Annotated in this window: 12 protein-coding genes and 1 pseudogene; 6 read left to right on the top strand and 7 right to left on the bottom strand. The window is 63.5% G+C overall.

Going from position 1 to position 18,933, the window contains the following annotated elements; all coding sequences use genetic code 11:
• Nucleotides 1-50 precede the first annotated feature (50 nt).
• Both AC07WS_RS18615 and AC07WS_RS18610 read right to left on the bottom strand, forming a co-directional pair.
• On the bottom strand, nucleotides 51-1,439 hold the full coding sequence (locus tag AC07WS_RS18615) for an MFS transporter (RefSeq protein WP_494730510.1): 1,389 nt from the start codon (nucleotides 1,437-1,439) through the stop codon (nucleotides 51-53).
• Nucleotides 1,440-1,527: 88 nt separating this feature from the next.
• Nucleotides 1,528-4,401 (bottom strand): hybrid sensor histidine kinase/response regulator, encoded by a 2,874-nt coding sequence (locus tag AC07WS_RS18610; RefSeq protein WP_494730509.1) that lies wholly within the window; start codon nucleotides 4,399-4,401, stop codon nucleotides 1,528-1,530.
• 160 nt (nucleotides 4,402-4,561) lie between these two features.
• On the opposite strand from AC07WS_RS18610, the gene AC07WS_RS18605 reads away from it, so the two are divergent.
• The 4 genes from AC07WS_RS18605 (at nucleotide 4,562) to AC07WS_RS18590 (ending at nucleotide 7,715) form a co-directional block, all read left to right on the top strand.
• Nucleotides 4,562-5,191 (top strand): LysE family translocator, encoded by a 630-nt coding sequence (locus AC07WS_RS18605; protein ID WP_494730508.1) that lies wholly within the window; start codon nucleotides 4,562-4,564, stop codon nucleotides 5,189-5,191.
• A 246-nt stretch (nucleotides 5,192-5,437) separates the two neighbouring features.
• Nucleotides 5,438-6,082 carry a hypothetical protein gene (locus tag AC07WS_RS18600; RefSeq protein WP_494730507.1) on the top strand — a complete coding sequence of 215 codons (645 nt, stop codon included), beginning with the start codon at nucleotides 5,438-5,440 and terminating at the stop codon, nucleotides 6,080-6,082.
• 26 nt (nucleotides 6,083-6,108) lie between these two features.
• Nucleotides 6,109-6,798, top strand: coding sequence for a hypothetical protein (locus AC07WS_RS18595; protein WP_494730506.1), 690 nt, complete (start codon nucleotides 6,109-6,111; stop codon nucleotides 6,796-6,798).
• 59 nt (nucleotides 6,799-6,857) lie between these two features.
• On the top strand, nucleotides 6,858-7,715 hold the full coding sequence (locus AC07WS_RS18590) for a gluzincin family metallopeptidase (protein WP_494730505.1): 858 nt from the start codon (nucleotides 6,858-6,860) through the stop codon (nucleotides 7,713-7,715).
• On the opposite strand, the gene AC07WS_RS18585 is transcribed toward AC07WS_RS18590, so the two are convergent.
• Together AC07WS_RS18585 and AC07WS_RS18580 are read right to left on the bottom strand one after the other, a co-directional pair.
• Complete coding sequence (locus AC07WS_RS18585; RefSeq protein WP_494730504.1) at nucleotides 7,681-8,370, bottom strand: YceI family protein; 690 nt, start codon at nucleotides 8,368-8,370, stop codon at nucleotides 7,681-7,683. The two genes, AC07WS_RS18590 and AC07WS_RS18585, sit on opposite strands and share 35 nt — an antisense overlap.
• A gap of 411 nt (nucleotides 8,371-8,781) precedes the next feature.
• The gene (locus AC07WS_RS18580; protein WP_494730503.1) at nucleotides 8,782-11,436 is read right to left on the bottom strand and encodes a M1 family metallopeptidase; all 2,655 of its coding nucleotides are present in this window, start codon (nucleotides 11,434-11,436) and stop codon (nucleotides 8,782-8,784) included.
• Nucleotides 11,437-11,598: 162 nt separating this feature from the next.
• Between AC07WS_RS18580 and AC07WS_RS18575 the strand changes: the two genes are divergently transcribed.
• Complete coding sequence (locus tag AC07WS_RS18575; RefSeq protein ID WP_494730502.1) at nucleotides 11,599-12,225, top strand: glutathione S-transferase family protein; 627 nt, start codon at nucleotides 11,599-11,601, stop codon at nucleotides 12,223-12,225.
• Between the two features lie 108 nt (nucleotides 12,226-12,333).
• Nucleotides 12,334-13,428 (top strand): annotated as a pseudogene (locus AC07WS_RS18570) (glycosyltransferase); the annotation flags it as partial.
• Between the two features lie 7 nt (nucleotides 13,429-13,435).
• On the opposite strand, the gene AC07WS_RS18565 reads toward AC07WS_RS18570, so the two are convergent.
• From AC07WS_RS18565 to AC07WS_RS18555, 3 genes are all read right to left on the bottom strand, one after another.
• Nucleotides 13,436-14,551: an acyltransferase family protein gene (locus tag AC07WS_RS18565; protein WP_494730501.1), complete on the bottom strand. Its 1,116-nt coding sequence runs from the start codon at nucleotides 14,549-14,551 to the stop codon at nucleotides 13,436-13,438.
• Nucleotides 14,552-14,574: 23 nt separating this feature from the next.
• Complete coding sequence (locus tag AC07WS_RS18560) at nucleotides 14,575-15,528, bottom strand: CheR family methyltransferase (protein ID WP_494730500.1); 954 nt, start codon at nucleotides 15,526-15,528, stop codon at nucleotides 14,575-14,577.
• Nucleotides 15,528-18,933: response regulator (locus AC07WS_RS18555; protein WP_494730499.1), on the bottom strand; the 3,406-nt coding region annotated here is incomplete at its 5' end. The genes AC07WS_RS18560 and AC07WS_RS18555, both read right to left, overlap by 1 nt.

Here is an 18,933-nt window from a genome sequence, read left to right as displayed (position 1 = left end):
CGGTTGGACATGTGGTGTCTCCTGGGTTGGATGTGGCGAGTGTAGCAGCGTCACTGCGGCTTGCGCACCGCAAGCCGCGCGAAGCTGGCGACACTGGCGACGGCGGCAAACGTGGCGGCCAAAGCCAATGCGTAGCGCGTGCCATGCGCGGCCGACAGCATGAAGCAGTAGGCCACCAGCGCCGCGCCGGTGGCCTGTCCGGTCAGCCGGGCGGTGGCGACGATGCCGCTGGCGCCGCCAGCGCGTTCCGGCGGCGCGCTGCCCATGATGGCTTTCAGGTTGGGCGCCTGGAAGAAGCCGAAGCCGATGCCGCACCAGGCCATGCGCCAGCAGATGTCCAGCGCCGACGGCTGCGCAGGCATCAGCAGCAGGGCCACCAGTCCGGACGACAGCATCGCCAGGCCGATGCCGCCCAGCGCGCCGGGCGGGTAGCGGTCGCTCAGGCGGCCGGCGATGGGCGCCATCACCGCCACCAGCGCGGCCCATGGCGTCATCAGGAAGCCGGTCTCGATCGGCGAGCGGCCCAGCGTGGATTCAAAATAAAACGGCAGCGAGACGAAGGCCATGCTCTGCGCGGCGAAGGTGCAGGCGGCCGTCAGCGCGGACAGCGCGAACAGCGGCCGGCGGAACAGGTCGACCGGCAGCATCGGCGCCGTGTGGCCGGCCTGGCGCCGCAGCAGCAGTGCGAAGAACACCAAGGTGGCGGCGGCTTCCGGCAGCAGTCTGCGCCAGCTTTCCTGGTGGGCGGCGTCGCCGAAGGTGAGGATCAGCAGGCCGAAGGCGCAGGCGTTGTAGAGCGCCGTCGTCAGGTCGATTTTGTGCGCGGCGCGCGGCGTGAACGGCAGCACGCGCCGGCCCAGCAGGATGGCGACCACCCCCAGTGGCACGTTGACCGCGAACAGCCAGGGCCACGACGCCGCCGCCAGGATCAGCGAAGCGGCCGTCGGCCCGACCGCGAACGAAATGCCGACCACCAGCGAGTTGTAGCCGTAGCCGCGCCCCAGCAGGCGGGCCGGGAAGATCGCGCGCAGCATGGCGGTGTTCACGCTCATCAGCGCGGCGCCGCCCACGCCCTGCAGCAGCCGCGCGGCGACCAGCGACGGCAGCGACCAGGCCAGCGCGCAGGCCAGCGACGAGGCGGTGAACAGCGCGAGCCCGAACAGGCACACGCGCCGGTAGCCGGCCACCTCGCCCAGCGCGGCGAACGGCAGCAGGGTCGCGACCATGGCCAGCTGGTAGACATTGACGATCCAGACCGAGGCGGCCGGGGTGGCGTGCAATTGGCCGGCCATCGCCGGCAGGGCGGTGTTGGCGATGGCCGTGTCCAGCGAGGCCATGCCGACGCCGATGGCGACCGACAGCATGGCCCAGAGCCGCGCTTCGGGCGGCAGGCCGTCGCGCGCGGCCAGGTTGGCGTCGGCGCCGATCGTAGCAGACATGAAGTGTTCCGATGCTTGAGATGTCAGGGCCCGTCATTGTGGCGCAAAACGCGGGCGCTTGCAGGCGGTTCGGAAAAAAGGCGTGGTGTCAGATGGTCGACGCGGGCTGCGTCATGTCGACATCGTTGCTGGCGGCGCGGCGCAGATCGTTGCAGGCCTGGTCCAGCGCCGCGGCCACGCCGGGCATGCGCTGGGTGACTTCGTCCAGATCGCCGGCGGCGGCGGCGGCCTCCATCTCGTGGCACAGCGTGTGCAGGTGGGTCGAACTCAGATAGCCGGCGCTGCCCTTGAGCGCGTGGATTGCCGCCGCCGCCGCGTGGGCGTTGCCGGCCGCCACGGCGGTGCGCGCCGTGTCCAGCCGGCGCGGCGCCTCGTCCAGGAAGGCCTGGGTGATGCGCTGCATATGCGAGTGCGACAGCCCGGCCAGCGGCATGATCTGCACGGTGGACGGATCGATGCGCTTCTCGACGGCGGGCGCCACGCCGAACTGCTCGTCCAGCGACTCGAGGCGCGCGGCCGACAGGCGCGCCGAATCGGTGGGCCGCAGCGGCCGGCCGCGGCTCAGGTGCTGGGCGATGGTCTTTTCGATCTGGTCGTACAGCAGTCGCTCGTCGATCGGCTTGCTGAGGAAGCCGTCCATGCCCACCGCCAGGTAGCGCGCGCGGTCATGGTCGCTGGCGTTGGCGGTCAGCGCGATGATCGGAATGCCGGGATCGAGCACGCGGTAGTCCTCGCTGCCGCCGCTGCGGATCAGGCGCGCGGCCTGCTCGCCGTCCATCATCGGCATGCGGCCGTCCATCAGCACCAGGTCGTAGGCGGCGCTGCTCAGCGCGTGCAGCGCCTGCAGGCCGTTTTCCACCACGCGGATGTCGTGGCCCATGTTCTCCAGCAGCGTGCTGACGATGATCTGGTTGGTGCGCACGTCCTCGGCGCACAGCACGCGCAGGCGGTAGGCGTGGTGCTCCTTGCGCGGCAGGCTGGCCGGATCGATCGCCGGCACCGCGCCCAGCGCCAGCGGCAGCGTGAAGCTGAAGGTGGAGCCGACGCCGACCCGGCTTTCGGCGGCGATCGAGCCGCCCATCAGTTCGACCAGCTCCTTGCAGATCGCCAGACCGAGGCCGGTGCCGCCGTAGCGGCGCGTGGTTGAATGGTCTGCCTGCTCGAACTTCTGGAACAGGCGTGGCAGCGTCTCGGCCGGGATGCCGGGGCCGGTGTCGCTGATATCGAAGCTGACGCTGGTGCGGCCGTCCACCGTCATCAGCGCCGAGGCGTCCAGCCGCACTTCGCCGCGGTCGGTGAACTTGATGGCGTTGCCCAGCAGGTTGAGCAGGATCTGGCGCAGCCGGGTCGGATCGCCCCGCACGTAGCGCGGCATGTCCAGCGCCAGGTCGCAGCGCAGCAGCAGGCTCTTGGCGTCCGCCTGGCCTTGCAGGATGCCGATGGCGTCGTCCACCAGCGCGATCAGGTCGAAGTCCACCGTCTCGATCGACAGGCGGCCGGCGTCGATCTTGGAAAAGTCGAGAATGTCGTTGAGGATGGCCAGCAGCGATTCGCTGTTCTGCAGGCCGATGCGCAGGTATTCCTCGGTGCGGCCGCGCACCGACTGGTCGCGCATGGCGAACTTGATCATGCCGATCACGCCGGCCAGCGGGGTGCGGATGTCGTGGCTCATCGCCGACAGGAAGTCGATGCGGTGGCGGCTGACCACTTCGGCGTGTTCCTTGGCCTCGGTGAGCTGGGCGGTGCGTTCCTGCACGCGCTGCTCCAGCGTGTTGCGCAGCAGGCGGATCTGGTCGGCCAGCGCGAACGCCAGCAGCACGCCGTCCAGCGTGCCGCCCAGCAGCGTGAACAGTTGGGCGTTGGTGACCATGGCCGGGATCAGGCCCAGGTTGGCCGGCAGGATGAACAGCCCCGGCACCATCAGCGCCACGAAGCCCAGCACGAAGAAGCGCGCCGGGTAGTAGCCGCGCCGCCACACCACGATGCCGCTGGTGAGCGCCATCGTCATCCAGATCGTGATCACGATGGTGGCGATGGTGTGCGCGTAGCTCAGGTAGAAAAAGCAGCTCGGCAGCGTCACCAGCGGCAGCACGATGTTGATGCGGCTGAGACGGTACAGCAGCGGCGAATGTTCCTGCAATCGCAGGAAGTTCGTGTAGAACATGGTGCTGAGCACCGGCAGCAGGAAGAAGGGCACGTAGTGCCACTGCAGGTTGTGCCAGCCGAACAGGTCGGCCGTCATGTGGAAGGTCATGCCCCAGGCGATGGCGTAGCACAGCACGTACAGCGAGTAGTACAGCGAGGAATTGTCGCGGGTGATGGAATAGATGAAGAAGTTGAACACCGTCAGCGCCAGCAGCGCGCCGATGGAGCCGATGATGAGCACGTTCTCGCGCGCCACCAGCTGCTGGTAGGTGGTGCGCGGCAGCACCGACATCACCGGCGTGCGCGCATAGTAGGGGCTGGCGAAGCGTATCAGCACCTGATAGCGCTGGCCCGGTTGCAGGTCGACATCCTTACCGTAGTGCAGCAGGTAGGGATGGGGCTGGCGGTAGCCGGTCAGCATCTGGCGCGCGCTGCCGTCCGGGCCGAACACCTGGATGTCGACCATGTCGATCAGCGTGTCGTTGGGATCGATGACCCAGGCGGGCTGGTGGCTGTCGTTGCGCAGCTCGGCATACAGCCAGTAGCTGCCGCCCAGCAGATTGACCTTGGGCGCCGGATTGAGCTGCGCCAGCAGCTTGGGCAGGCCGGCGGCGTCGACCGGGAAGGGCTGGCCTTCGTCCAGGTATAGCTTGCCTGTCGTCATCAAATCGATACTTGCGGTATTGACGCTGATGGCAGCTGGCAGAGTTTCGGCGGAGGCGGGGCGGGGCATCAGCTGCCACCAGGCCAGCATCGCCAGCAGCACGAGCAATAGTCCGCGCGGCAGACCGTAAGACATCTTGCAAGCTTTACTCATTAGTGTTCCGAAGGCCGCCGGTCTCGATAAGTTGGGTTTTTTCCATTTTAAACGAGAACTTATTGTTTTATTCAAAAATTGACCTAAGGCATGGAGCGATGCTTGGCGGGTGAAGGCCGAGGCAGGTAAGATGGCGCCTTTGCACCACAGGAACGCGACCGTGCTTATCTCCCCAGAACAATTCATCGGCTTCCTCGGCGCCGCCTTGCTGATCACGATATCGCCGGGCCCGGACAATTTGATGGTGCTCAGCGTGGGCATGTCGCGCGGGCGGCGCCAGGGCATGGTGTTCGGCCTGGGCTGCGCGCTGGGCTGTCTGAGCCATACGCTGCTGGCGACGCTGGGCGTGAGCGCCCTGATCAAAGCCTCGCCGCTGGCGTTTGGCGCGCTCAAGCTGCTGGGTGGCGGCTACCTGATCTGGCTGGGCATCGGCGCGCTGCGCAGCCGTGGCGGCGCGCGTGTCGAAGGCGCCGGGGTGCCGGATGAAAGCCTGGGCAAGCTGTTCGCCAAGGGCTTGTTCGCCAACGCCGTCAATCCCAAGGTGGTGCTGTTCTTCCTCTCGTTCCTGCCGCAGTTCGTGGTGGCCGAGCGGGGCGACGTCAGCTGGCAGACCGCGCAGCTGGGCTTGCTGTTCACGGCGCAGGGCGTGGTCTTGTTCGGCTTGCTGGGATATTTCTCCGGCGCGGTTGGCGCGTGGATCAACCGCCATCCGGGCGCGGGCATGTGGATGGACCGCGTGGCCGGCACGATTTTCGTGGGACTGGGGCTGAAATTGATCGTGTCCCGTTAAAAGAGCAAAAAAAGTATGTTCGCAGCGCCGTTTGTCATCAGGGCGTAATGTTGCGCTGCAATACTGGCTTTGCTCTTTCAAGTCTCTCCCGATTTGAAAACTTTTGGCCCGCGCCTCTTTGTGCTGCGGGCTTTTTTTTGCCTTTCGCAGCGGCATTGCGTTCGCGATAATGATGCCAGGATTGCACCTGCCACCTATCCGTGTCACTATCAGTTTCCTTCCACCCGACAACTATCTAGGGTTTTCGTGAAACTCATTGTTGCTACACTCCTATTGCTCGCCCGATTCAACGCTCATGGCGAAACCCTGGTCGCACCGAGCTTCCCCAGCCCAAGTGCCTGGACACTCGCTGCCACGGCGCCGCTGAACGGCGCTGATACGTCGGCTGGAGAGATCAAGCTATATCGTCCAGTGGCGGAGGATAAGGATGATCCGAAGAATATTGTCTCCATTATCACCGTGGCGAAAATTCCTCCAAACACCGGCGCTGTGGAGTATTTGACGATGGTTGCGCAAGGATGGCAGGCACACTGTGAAAATATGCGTACTACGCGGCCAGCGCTACAGTTGGAAAAGCACGTGCCAGTGGCCTACGCGAGAATATATTGCGCCAAGGAGAAGACTGCTAATTCGGGCATGATCGAGACGGTGAAGGTTCTTCAAGGAAAACACGTTCTCTATGTTGTGGAGCGGCGATGGCATACGCCGGCATTTGATTTTCAAGTTGGCCCGGCAGCGAGCGAGCAGTTCGCAAACAGGGTTTTTTCGTCGCCGGCCGCAGCAACTAACTGGATAGCGGAATTTAATGAGGCTAATAATTTCGTTGCCACGAAAGTGAGTTTATGTGCGATGGGCGATGATGAATTCGGCGACAGCTGTACGGGCCAATAAATCGCCTTCAAACTATAGAATTGCGCATGAAATTTATTACCCTTGCATTGCTAGCCGTAAGTCCATTGCTTCAATCTGCAACCATCGAAGTCAACGCCAAACCAGTGCGTGGGAAAATATCCTACAAAATGACATTAGTTGATTCTGCCCGCGCCGATCGCTTAATGCCGCGAGAAACGCGCATGGTCGATCCGCTGCTGGAAATCACGACGTCCACCGGTGCGCACAGCATCAATCCAACGCGGGCATGGGACGTTCGCGTTATCGGTTCTTTTGGTCAACGCACTGTTCCTACCGTGATGAATCGCTATTTTGTCCTGCCGGTCATCAAGGAAGCGCTGGACGATAAAACCGATCTGGAATTTTTGGGCCAATTGGATGAAACCTACCTTGATTTCGTTTGGAGCGTGCGGATTAATGATGGGAAAATCACTTATCGCGATCTGAAATTGGCCATGAAAGAAGCCGCCAGTTTTCGCACCAGCGGTGATAGTCAGGCGCTGCGTATTTGCTACGCCGAAGGCGAGGGGAAACTCCTCATCGACGGAGTGCCGCAACGCGCCAGCGACGAGGAATTAGGTTGCCAGATATACACTTTTGACTCGGCTTTGAGAGATGATGCCATGCTCAGCTTCGACAGCGTTCCCACCATGGTCACTATCGCATCACGACGCCGTTATGCACGCATATGGCTGGCTGCCCAATCCAAGATCTAGAATTAACCAGAACCCCAAATGAGCCAGACAACGAGTTGCGCAGGTCGGAGCATCAGGTGATGAAGAAATCGAAGTCTAAAGTTTTGAAAATTTTTATTGTCGTAATTTCCCTTTTGTTCTGCCTTGTCGCGGCCGCAATTTTCAGTCAGCCGATGTTATTGAAAGCCTTGAGAGCAAAGTTTAAGTCCACGGATGACTTCATCGTGCTCTCCACGGATACGCGGATTCGATACGAAGAGGGCTCCAGGCAAGATGCTCTTGCGGTGCGAGAAATACTGCAACGCAGCCAGGACAGTGTAGAGCTCATCCTTAAATCAAAATTCAAAAAACGGGTAGAGGTCTATGTCTGCTCCTCGCAAGAGATATTCAATGAGTATGTTTTCTTGTCAAAAAATGTTAAAGGGGCCGTTTATTGGGGGAAATTGTTCTTATCCCCGAGTGCATTTGGCGGAGACCAGCCGTCGCTTATCGAATTGACTACCCACGAGTTGACCCACTATCTTTTCTATACCCACTTGGGCGAAAGGTCGTCGGTTGAAAATATTCCGCTTTGGTTCAGAGAGGGCTTAGCTGTCTTTGTGGCAAACGGAGGCGCGGCGTACACGCGCGAGAAAGACGTCTTTCATCAAATCAGTTTGGAGGAAAGAGAGGCGTATCAATCGGGCGAGCTTGATTATTGGTTCCACTCCAGTGACCCACGCGACGCTGTAAGCAAGACGGGCAAGGCAAACTGGCTTCTATATCGTGTGGGCGGGTTGTTTGTGCATTATCTGCACGATACGCATCCGGCAGACTTTGACAAGCTGATAGAGCTATTGCTTTCAGGTGCGAAATTCGATCGCGCAGTGGAACTCTCGTACGGACGCACCCTCGATTCACTTTTTACAGAATTCCAACGGCTCTTGCCACCAACGTAAAGCGCAACTCCATCTGATCCTGCACGGCCAGCGCGCCGGCCATGACGGAAAACGGCGTGATGCCGAAATCACTTTGTTTCAGGTTGATATTGCCGGTGACGGTCATGATGCCGTTGGCCTCGCGGATCTCCGCCGGGATCGCCATGGCGCGTGTGACGCCGTGCAACGTGATCGCCACCTGCAGCGGCTGGCCTGCCGCGCCGCGCTCGGCATGCACGGTGACCAGCGGATAGCGTTCCGCATCCAGCACCTTGGTCAGCATATTGTTGCGCGTGCCGTCGATGGCGTCGGCGGAGGGTTGCTTCTCCAGGCCGGCGGCGATGCGCAGTTCGGCCTCATCGACGGTCAGCTGGTCCAGGCGGAATTGGAAATCGGCCCGATTCTGCGCGGGCGCGACAGTGCCGGTGACGTGGCGGCTGGCGACCACATGGTCGTGCCCCAGCCGTGCCAGCAGGCCGCCGCGCCGCACCGTCACAGCTATCAGTGACTTTGTGCTGTCGATCTGCAGTATTGCGGCGGCCGGCAATGCATGCGCTGCAGGCGCCGCAGCGACCGGCATGGCGGGCGCGGGCGTGCTGGCCGGCAGCTGCGTACACGCCGCCACGCAAGCACACAGCAGCAGGCCCACATTCAGATTACGATGGAATTTTGTCATTGCAGCGCCGGTAGTCATTTGGCCGTCATAATGCCCCATTATGATGCGTCTCGCTGGTCTCAGCGTGCTCCAGCTGGTCTCCGTACCCAAGCCGGTGCGGGATTTCACAAAGCATGACTCAGCAGGCTCGCCGGTGGCCTGAAACACCGGCACCATCACCTCATCGCCAGCCCGGCTCGCGCTTAAGTCTCACCTTAATCAATCCCTAAGCCTATGCCGGCCGATCGCTGGCAAAGTGACACCTGTAGCGCGAGGTTTAAGCCTCGCGCCCGGTTGCCGGACTCCATCAAGCCCGGCACAAATTTCGCCCAGGCGGCACCATCGCCGCCGGGCAAACGGCCATCCCCACGCTTTCGGGCGTTTTCGTAACCAGCATCATCTCGCGATGACGCTGGTTTTTTTTTGCCCCGATCAGCCGTGCTTGGCGAGCCAGGCGTCGATTTCCGGCAGGCGGGTGGTGCGCAGCTTCACGCGGTACTGGATCGAGGCGATCGCGGTCCTGGTGTCGCCCTGCGCTTCGGCTGGCAGATACTGCTTGGCGTAGGCGCGCAGCTTGTCGATCATGGCCGGATCGGCCGAGCGGCCGCCCAGGCCAGGGAAGTAGCGGCTGCGCGAGTTGGCGTCGATCTTCTTCTCCAGCTGCCCGTGATGGCCGACGGCAAAATCGTAAGCCATGTCGGGGTGATGGCCGGCCACGTGGTTCAGGATGGAGGCGCCTTCGGTGGCGCCGCCTTCGTCGGTCAGCGCCAGTTCCAGCGCGCGCTGCGCCAATGCCTTGTCCTTGACGGTGCCCAGCAGGTCATACAGCTCGCTCTTGATCATGCTCGATTTCTCTTCCCGGGCAACGGCGTGCAGCTGGTCCCAGGTGGCGCCATCGGCATTGGTGGCGATCACACCCAGGATAGGGCGGCGCAGCGCGGCCGGCATCGCGTCCTTGTCGGTGGCGGCTGCGGCGTAGCGGCGGCGTGCTTCGGCCACCACGCCTTCGTCGCCGACCGTGCCCAGGACGTGGATCAGGTTCTCGCGCAGATTGGCCACCGGCGCGGCTTCATCCGCCGCCTTGGTCCAGCCGACGCGCGCCAGCACCGGCGCCAGGCGCTTGCGCGCGTAGCGGTCCAGCGCCGCCTGCTGTTCCGGCTTGCCCTCGTAGCTGTTGTGCAGCGTGGCCAGCGATTCGGCGATCTGGTCCCACACTTGCGGCGCGGCGTCCAGCGGTGCCTTGCTGGCCAGGTCCAGGAAGCTGGAGGCCGGCATCAGGCCCGCCATGCCCAGCGACCAGCTGTCCGACAGCAGGCCCATTTGATCGATGGCCGGCAGTGTGGCGAAGCTCTCGCCCAGCGCGGCGAACGCCTTCGGCGCATACAGCGTGCGGTAGTAGCCGCTCTGGCCCGCATTGACCAGCACCGTGCCGCAGCCCGGCAGCGTCATGCTGGCCTTGCCGTTGACGACGGTGCGCACCGGCGCGCCGCCCACGGTCTGGGCGATCACCGGCACGCGCCAGCTCAAGGGCTTCTTGTCGGTTTGGTCTTTGCTGAACTCACCCTGGGTCAGCGCGATGGTGGTCTGGCCGTTTTTGCAGACGGCATCGGCCACGCGTATCATCGGCACGCCCGGCTTGAGCGTGAAGTCGTGCGCGATCGCGGTGACCGGCTTGTGCGCGGCCTTTTCCACTTCGCGCCACAGGTCGTCGGACACCGTGTTGCCATATGCATGCTTGGCCATGTAGCTGCGCACGCCGGCGCGCCAGGCGTCGTCGCCGACATAGTTCTCCAGCATGCGGATCACCGACTCGCCCTTTTGATAGGTGATGCTGTCGAAAGCCTGGCTGGCCTGCTCCACGGTGCTGATGTGCTGCACCACCGGGTGGGTGGTGGCCAGCGCGTCGCGGCCCATGGCCTGCTCGCGCGTGCCGACCGCGCGCAGCTCCCACTTCCATTCAGGGTGCAGGCGGGTGGTGGTGCGCGATTCCATCCACGAGGCGAAGCCTTCGTTCAGCCACAGGTCGTCCCACCAGGCCATCGTGACCAGATCGCCGAACCACTGGTGCGCCATTTCGTGGGCGGCCACCAGGAAGGAGATTTCCTTGTCCGACTGCGTGGCCACGCGCGGATCGAGCAGGATCGCCGATTCGAAGGTGAAGATCGCGCCCCAGTTTTCCATCGCGCTGAAGAACTGGCTGCGGCCAGGCGCGGCGATGTTGTCCAGCTTGGGCAGCGGGTATTTGACGCCGAAGTAGTCGTTGTATTCCTTCAGCACGGCGACCGACGAGTCCAGCGCGAACTGGGCCTGGCCCAGCGAACCTTTCTGCGTCACGACGCCCAATTCGGTGCCGCCTTCGACTGCGCTGGCGCGTTCGAATTCGCCCAGGCCGAAGAACAGCAGGTAGGTCGACATCTTCGGCGAGGTGGCGAAGCGCACCAGTTCGCGGCCGTCTGCCAGCTTGCTGGTGGAGGCCACCGGCATGTTCGACACGGCCATCTGGCCGGCCGGCACGGTCGCCTCCAGCGCGAAGGTGGCTTTGTAGAACGGCTCGTCCCACGACGGGATCATGCGGCGCGCTTCGGAGTTTTCAAACTGGGTGTACAGGGCGCGCTTCTTTTCGCCGCCGTTCTGGTAGTCCAGCGAGAATATGCCGGTCGGCTGGGTGCCGATCACGCCGGTGTAGTCCAGTTTGAGCTGGTAGCTGCCCACGGCCAGTGGCTGGGCGAATTCGAAGGTGGCGGTCTGCTTGTCGTTGTCGACGCTGATTTTGCTGGCGGCCAGCGCCGGCTTGCCTGGCCCCGCGCTGATCGCGGCGGCGCTGAATTTCAGGTCGGCGGCGTTGAGGGTGATGCTGTTGCTGGCTTGCTTGATGTCGAGCGCGATGGTGACGCTGGCGCTGAAGCTGCTGTTGGCGGCGTCCGGCACCAGCGACACGGCGTAGTGGGTCGGCACGGCGTTGCGGGGAAGCTGGGTGGTGACCTTGGCGGCCCTGGCGGCCGGCGCGGCGGCCACGGTCAGTGGGGCGAGGCCGGAAGAGAGGCCGAGCAGCGCCATTATGGCGAGCGAAATCAAGCTGCGTTGCATGCAATATCCTTCAGTAGTGTGGGCCGGTAGGCATACGATATAAACCGTTATTGGCTTCGTGGGCCAACGAGCAATCTAAGGCTATCTGGTTACAATGTCAATCTTGATAGTCGCGGCTCAGGCTATGATGCCGCTACCTCTGCCAACGAAAAGGAGTTTGCCATGAAGTTCTACACATCGCCGCGCACGCCCAATCCGCGCCGGGTCGCCATGTTCATGGCCGAGAAGGGGCTGAGCGATATCGAGCAGGTGTCGATCGATCTTCTCGGCGGCGCGCACCGCAGTGCCGCCTATCTGGCGAAGAACCCCTTCGGCCGCGTGCCGGCGCTGGAATTGGACGACGGCCGCATCCTGTGCGAGACGCGCGCCATCTGCACCTGGCTGGAAGGCTACGCGCCGGAGCCTAACCTGATGGGCGACGGCTTCGACGAGCGCGCCTTCATCGAGATGACCGACCGCCGCGTCGAGCTGCACCTGTTCTTGGGCATCGCCAACTGCGTGCGCCACACGCATCCGGGCCTGGCGATACTGGAGCAGCCGCAGTTCGCCGACTTCGGCGCTTCGCAGGGCGAGAAGATGCGCGACACGGCGCGCTGGCTGGACGGCGTGCTGGCCGGGCAGCCTTTCGTGGCGGGGCAGCGCTTCACCATCGCCGACATCACTGCCTTCTGCGCGCTGGAGTTTGCGCGCGGCCTGATGAAGTTCCGGCCTGGCGCGGAGGGCATGGAGCATCTGCAGGCCTGGCGCGACCGCGTCGCGGAACGTCCGAGCGCGGCGGCTGCGTACTAAGCGCGCCATTGATGTCCGGCGCCGCGATCCCCTGGCGCGGCGTTATTGTAAATAGATATCATTAACTTTTTAATAAAAAAATTTACATCGATAGCGCAGTCTGCTGTAATGGCCATCCAGGGAGAAAATATGGCCAAGATACGGGTGATTCAATTTCATCCTTATGACCCAACCCACCCTAATGTGGGCGGCATAGGCAGCATCATTCGCGCGCTGATTAAATTTGCGCCGCCGGACTTCGATATCTATTTCGTCGGCGTCAGCGTTGATATCCGGCGCCATCCGGTCGGCCGCTGGCAGCGGCTGGAACTGGATGGGCGCAGCTTTCATTTTCTCCCGGTCATGGCGGCCCCTGTCGGCCGGCGCGAGAAGATACCGCGGACGCTCAAATTCGCCTGGGCCTTGTGGCGCCATCGCGCACAAATCGACTTGCACGGCGCGCTGCTGGAATTTCACCGGATCGAGCCCAGCATCGTCTTTTGGCTGTCGTCCAACCATAAAATCCTGTTCCTGCACGGGCATCACGGCAAGGATTATTACAACTCGAAATCCGAAGTGATATGGTCACGCTTCCCGTCTATCTATTTCTGGCTGGAGCGCCGATTGATTGTGCGGATCAAGCAGGTCTACATCGTCAGGGCCGACGCGGTCGCGCATTATCAACAGCATTATCCGGCCATGCGCGACTGCATCCAGTTCATTCCCACCTGGGTCGACGAGACGGTCTTCCGTTCGTTGCCGGTGACCGGCCGCAGGCAGCTGAAACGGCAATTCGCCCAACAGCACCAGTTTGACCGCGACAAAAAAATACTGCTGTTCGTCGGACGCTTTGTCGGTCAAAAAGATCCGCTGTTGATGCTGCAGGCGTATCAGGAATTCAAACGCCATCGCGACGACGCCATTCTGGTCATGATAGGCGTGGGCGAACTGGAAACGGCCATGCGGCGCTTTATCCGCGAGCAGGGACTGGAGGCCGACGTTCGCATCCTCGCTCCCCGTTCCCATCGGCGGATCTCGGAATGGATGAATGCCGTCGATTGCCTGTGCCTGTCGTCGGCCTTCGAGGGCATGCCGGTGGTGCTCGTGGAGGCCCTGTATTGCGGCGTGCCGGTGGTGAGCACCGATGCCGGCGAGGCGGCCCGCCTGATTCCTAACGATAGCATCGGGCGCCTTGTGCACGAGCACGCGCCGCTGCCGTTCATGCAAGCGATCAGGCAGATTTTGTCGCAGCCGCCGAACCCTCGGGCGTGCCAGCAGCAGGCAGCTCCGTACACGGCGCGGACGGTACTGCGCGGGCTGCACTCCCGCTACCGCGAACTGGTCGATAGCGTCGACGCAAAGCCGCCGTCAGCGGCCGCTCGATAGCCAAATAGACCGCATACCCCAGACCTATGGCGCCCAGCAGCACCAGCAGATAGGTGCAGCGGGGGCCGAGCAGCGCCGCCAGATGGCTCTTGATCAGCAGCTTCAGCAGCAAGCCCTCGAGCTGTTCGTGGACCAGATAGATGGTGTAGGATGCGTTCCCCAATGCGACCAGGACGGCCGGCACCTTGAGCGCCAGCGCCGTCTCCAGCTTGGCCGCGCCGGCCAACAGGAAAGCGAAGCCCAGTATCAGCACCAGATATGACAGCTCGTAGGGCAGCGGCGCGGCCCATAGCGCGGCCACCGATAATCCCGCCCCGGCCGCGAGCTCGATCCAGCCGCGCCCGCCGCGCCGGTACAGGTAAAACGCCCCCATGCCGAACAGGAAATACAAATTGTAGGCGGAGGTATAGACATTGCCCGCGCTGCGCTGCGCGACGGCCGGATAGTTATAGAAAATGATGCTGAGCAGGGCGGCCGTGGCAAACGCCGCCATGCCCAGGCGCCGGTTGAGTATCAACAGCGAAAACACGGCATAAAACGCCACTTCGTGAAACAAGCTCCAGGCCACCGTCAAGGGCGGTACGGCGGCGGTGAAGCGTATCAAGGTCAGCGATGTGAGCCAGTCAGCCGCGCCGGACGGAATGCGCGCATCCGTGCCCAGGCCTGCTGCCACCAGCAGGCAAAATGGGATGCTGTATAGCCAGTAGATGGGATACAGGCGAATAAAGCGCCGATAGATGAAGTCCCGCCACGCGGACGGCTGGCCTATATCGCGGTAATGGGCAAACAGGATAATAAAGCCGGACAGGACAAAGAAGAACCGCACCCCGCCTATGTGGCGCATCCCGTCATAAAAAACCGGCTCGCCGCCGTAACGCGGCAATCCCATGGCGATCGACAGGTGAAAGGCGGCCACGCTGATGGCCGCCAGCGCCCGCCCGGCTTGTAGAGTTTTTAGCATGCCACAATACTAACATTGAATGCTCAGGCCATGCGCTTGTACCAGGGCTGCTGCGGGAACAAGGGTTTGTAGCGGGCGGCCAGCGGGTCGCCTTGTTCCAGCGGACGGTCCAGCGCCAGCAAGCCGGAAGGCGCCAGGCTGTCGTCGAACAGCCGCAGCACGCGCTGGCGCAGCGCCGGGCCGAAGTCGGGCAGGGCGCGCCGCCCCAGTATCAGCTGGAACTCGTTGAACGAGGCGTCAGTGACCAGGTTGTACTGGGCCCAGGTGATGCGGCTGCGCAGCTGCGGCAGCAGCGCCGCGTGCAGGCCGTCGCCGCTGACTTCGAAATAGTCGAGCAGCTTGCCGGTGCCGCCGCTGCGCGCGTAGTTGGCCTGCAGTTCGCCCAGGCGCGCCATCGGCAGGCTGGCCGCCTGCGCCTCCGTCAGCAAGGCGTCGCTGGAGACGGTGGCGTAGATTTCGGTGCGCGCGCCCAGCTGCTCTTGTTCCAGCAGGATGGCCAGCGTCCACGCCTGCTGGGCGCCGGCGCAGTCGGCCAGCCACACGCGCGGCAGCGCGGCGCCGTGCAGGCAAGCGCCCAGCGACATGCGCAGCAGGGATGCTTCGGCGGCGTCGTCAAACATCAGCGCCGATTCCACCGACAGTTCCCGCAACAGGATGCTCCATGCATGCGGATCGTGCAGCACGCGCGCCTGCAGTTCCGAGATGGTCGCCAGCGACAGCTGCGCCATCGCGGCCTGCACGCGGCGCGTGACCACGTCGCGCTGGTAGCCGCGATAGTCGTAGCCGTAGACCTGGAAGGTGGCTTCCAGCAGCAGCTCCAGCTCCAATTCCTCCACGGTGGACGGCGAGTGCCGGCGCGCATCCGGCCCGGAAGCCGCGGAGGTTGCGGATGGCTGCCGCGTGCCGGCCGTCCCGCCGGCGCCGGCGGGACGCAGTGCCGCGCGCAGCGACGCCAATAGCGAGTTCACGACGCTCATCAGTGCAGCCACACCCGCATCAGCGACAGCAGCTGCGCCACGTCCACCGGCTTGGTGATGTAGTCCGACGCGCCGGCCGCGATACACTTGTCGCGGTCGCCCTTCATCGCTTTCGCCGTCAGTGTGATGATGGGCAGCGATTTGAATTTGGGGATGCGGCGGATGGCGCGCATGGTGTCGTAGCCGTCCATCTCCGGCATCATGATGTCCATCAGGACGATCTCGATGGTCGGATCTTTTTCCAGCACCTCGATGCCATCGCGGCCGTTCTCCGCGAACGACACCTGCATCTGCTGGCGCTCCAGCAGCGACGACAGCGCGAAGATGTTGCGCAGGTCATCGTCGACGATCAGCACCTTGCGGCCGGCCAGGCCGCCGTCGGCCGCGTGGATCTCCTCCAGCATGCGGCGCTGCGCCTCCGGCAGGCTGGCCTGGGACCGGTGCAGGAACAGCGCCGTTTCGTCCAGCAGGCGCTCGGGCGAACGGGCGTCCTTGATGACGATGGTCTTGGCGTAGCGTTTCAGCTTTGCCACCTCCTTGCGGTTCAACTCCTTGGCGGTGTTGATCACGATGGGCAGGTCGCGCAGCGACTCGTCCTTGCCGATGATGTCGAGCAGGTCGAAGCCGCTGATGTCGGGCAGCGTCAGGTCCAGCACCATGCAGTCGAAGTGCGCCTCGCGCAGCGCGTCCAGCGCCGCCTGGCCGGTATCGACGGCGACGATGTGCAGGTCGGCATCGCCGATCAGGGCGACGATGGCGTCGCGCTGCATCTGCTCATCGTCCACCACCAGCAGGCTGCGCTTACCGCCCAGCAGGAATTTCTGGATGCGGGTGAACTCCTCCTGTAGCGCAGCCTTGCTGACAGGTTTGTTCAGGTAGGAGATCGCGCCCAGGCGCAGCGCCCGTTCGCGCTCGCGCAGGCTGGACATCACATGCACCGGAATGTGGCGCGTGCTCGGGTCGCGCTTGAGGCGGTCCAGCACTGTGAAGCCGTCGATGTCCGGCAGATCCAGGTCGAGCAGGATGGCGGACGGCAGGTAGTCGCGCGCCAGGCTCAGTGCCGAATCGCCCTGCATAGTGACGATGCCCTTGAAGTTCTTCTCGCGCGCGAAGTCCAGCACGATCTTGGAGAAGCGCTCGTCGTCCTCGATGATCAGCACCGACGGATCGCCCGGCGCCACCAGCCCGCGGTCGTCGCTGCTGCCGTATTCCTCCATGTCGGTATCGATGTCGGTGATGGCGGTGCCGTCGTGCTCCGGCTGCGACAGTTCGCTGTAATGCGGGGGCGTGTACACCACCTGCGGGGCGGGCGTCGGCAGGCGCACCTGCGGCTGGCGGCCCATGTCGTAGTTGATGAAGCCCGCACGGTTATACGGCAGGAACAGCGTGAACGTCGAGCCGTTGCCGACCGCCGATTCCACGCGGATCTCGCCGCCCAGCAGGCGCGCCAGCTCGCGCGAGATCGACAGGCCCAGGCCCGTGCCGCCGTATTTGCGGGCGGTGGAGCCGTCGGCCTGCTGGAACGCCTCGAAGATCAGCTGCAGCTTGTCGGCGGCGATGCCGACGCCGGTGTCGCTGACGGCGAAGGCCAGCACCGCGTCCGCGTGCAGCAGGTTGGGGTGGTCGCTGGAGAAGCCGCTGTTCACCAGGCTGATATTGAGCGAGACCTGGCCGTGCGTGGTGAACTTGAACGCGTTCGACAGCAGGTTTTTCAGCACCTGCTGCAGGCGCGTGGTGTCGGTCATCATCGCGGTCGGCAGGTTGTCCTTCAGCTCCACGGAGAAGCCCAGGTGCTTGGCCTCTGCCATGTGGCGGAAGGTGCGGTCGACGTAGTTGCGCAGGTTCTGGAAGCGGTATTCGGAGACGTCCAGCGTCACGGTACCGGATTCGATCTTCGACAGGTCGAGGATGTCGTTGATCAGCGTAAGCAGGTCGGAGCCGGAGCCGTGGATGGTCTTGGCGAATTCCACCTGCTTGCCGGACAGGTTGCCGTCCGGGTTGTCGCCCAGCTGCTGCGCCAGGATCAGCAGCGAGTTCAGAGGCGTGCGCAGCTCGTGCGACATATTGGCCAGGAACTCGGACTTGTACTTGGAGGACAGCGCCAGCTGGGTGGCTTTTTCCTCCAGCGCCAGCTTGGCCTGCTCCACCTCGCGGTTCTTGCGTTCCACCTCGATGTTCTGCTCGGACAGCAGGCGGGCTTTTTCCGCCAGCTCCTGGTTGGTCTGCTGCAGTTCCTGCGCCAGCGATTGGGACTGCGTCAGCAGCGATTCGGTACGGCTGTTCGCCTCGATGGTGTTGAGCACCACGCCGATCGATTCCATCAGCTGGTCGAGGAAGGACAGGTGGGTTTCGGTGAAGCGGTCCAGCGAGGCGATCTCGATCACCGCCTTCACCTGCTGCTCGAACAGGATCGGCAGCACCACGATGTTGGTCGGCGGCGCCGCGCCCAGGCCGGACGAGACGACGATGTAGTCGCGTGGCACGTCGGTCAGCCAGATGCGCACCTTCTCCACCGCGCACTGGCCCACCAGGCCTTCGCCCGGCAGGAAGGAGGTGGGCAGCTTGCGGCTGGAGCGGTAGCCGTAGCTGGCGATCATGCGCAGGCGGGCGTCCGATTCCTGCGAGTCCATCATGTAGAACACGCCGTGGTGGGCCGACACCAGCGGCGCCAGCTCGGACAGAATCAGCTTGGTCACGGCCTGCAAGTCGCGCTGGCCCTGCAGCAGGCGGGTGAAGCGCGCCAGGTTGGTCTTCAGCCAGTCCTGCTGCGCGTTCTTCAGCGTGGTGTCCTTCAGGTTGCGGATCATCTCGTTGATGTTGTCCTTCAGGTAGGACACCTCGCCGCGCGCCTCCACCTGGATGGAGCGGGACAAGTCGCCGCGTGTCACGGCGGTCGCCACCTCGGCGATCGCGCGCACCTGGTTGGTCAGGTTCGCCGCCAGCTGGTTGACGTTCTCGGTCAAGTCCTTCCACGTGCCGGCCACGCCGGACACGTTGGCCTGGCCGCCCAACTTACCCTCCGTACCCACTTCCCGCGCCACCCGCGTCACCTCCGATGCGAAGGAGGACAATTGGTCCACCATCACGTTGATGGTGTCCTTCAGCTCCAGGATCTCGCCCTTTACGTCCACCGTGATTTTCTTCGACAAGTCGCCGCGCGCCACGGCCGTGGTCACCGCCGCGATATTACGCACCTGGCCCGTCAGGTTGGACGCCATGAAGTTTACGTTGTCGGTCAAGTCCTTCCAGGTGCCGCCGACGCCTGGCACATAAGCCTGTCCGCCAAGCTTACCCTCGGTACCCACCTCGCGCGCCACCCGCGTCACCTCCGATGCGAAGGAGGACAATTGGTCCACCATCACGTTGATGGTGTTTTTCAGTTCGAGAATCTCGCCCTTCACGTCC

Source organism: Duganella sp. GW821-FHT01E12, assembly GCF_059422325.1.
The sequence above is the reverse complement of the archived record's forward strand: the minus strand, read 5'-3'. Positions and strand labels throughout refer to the sequence as shown.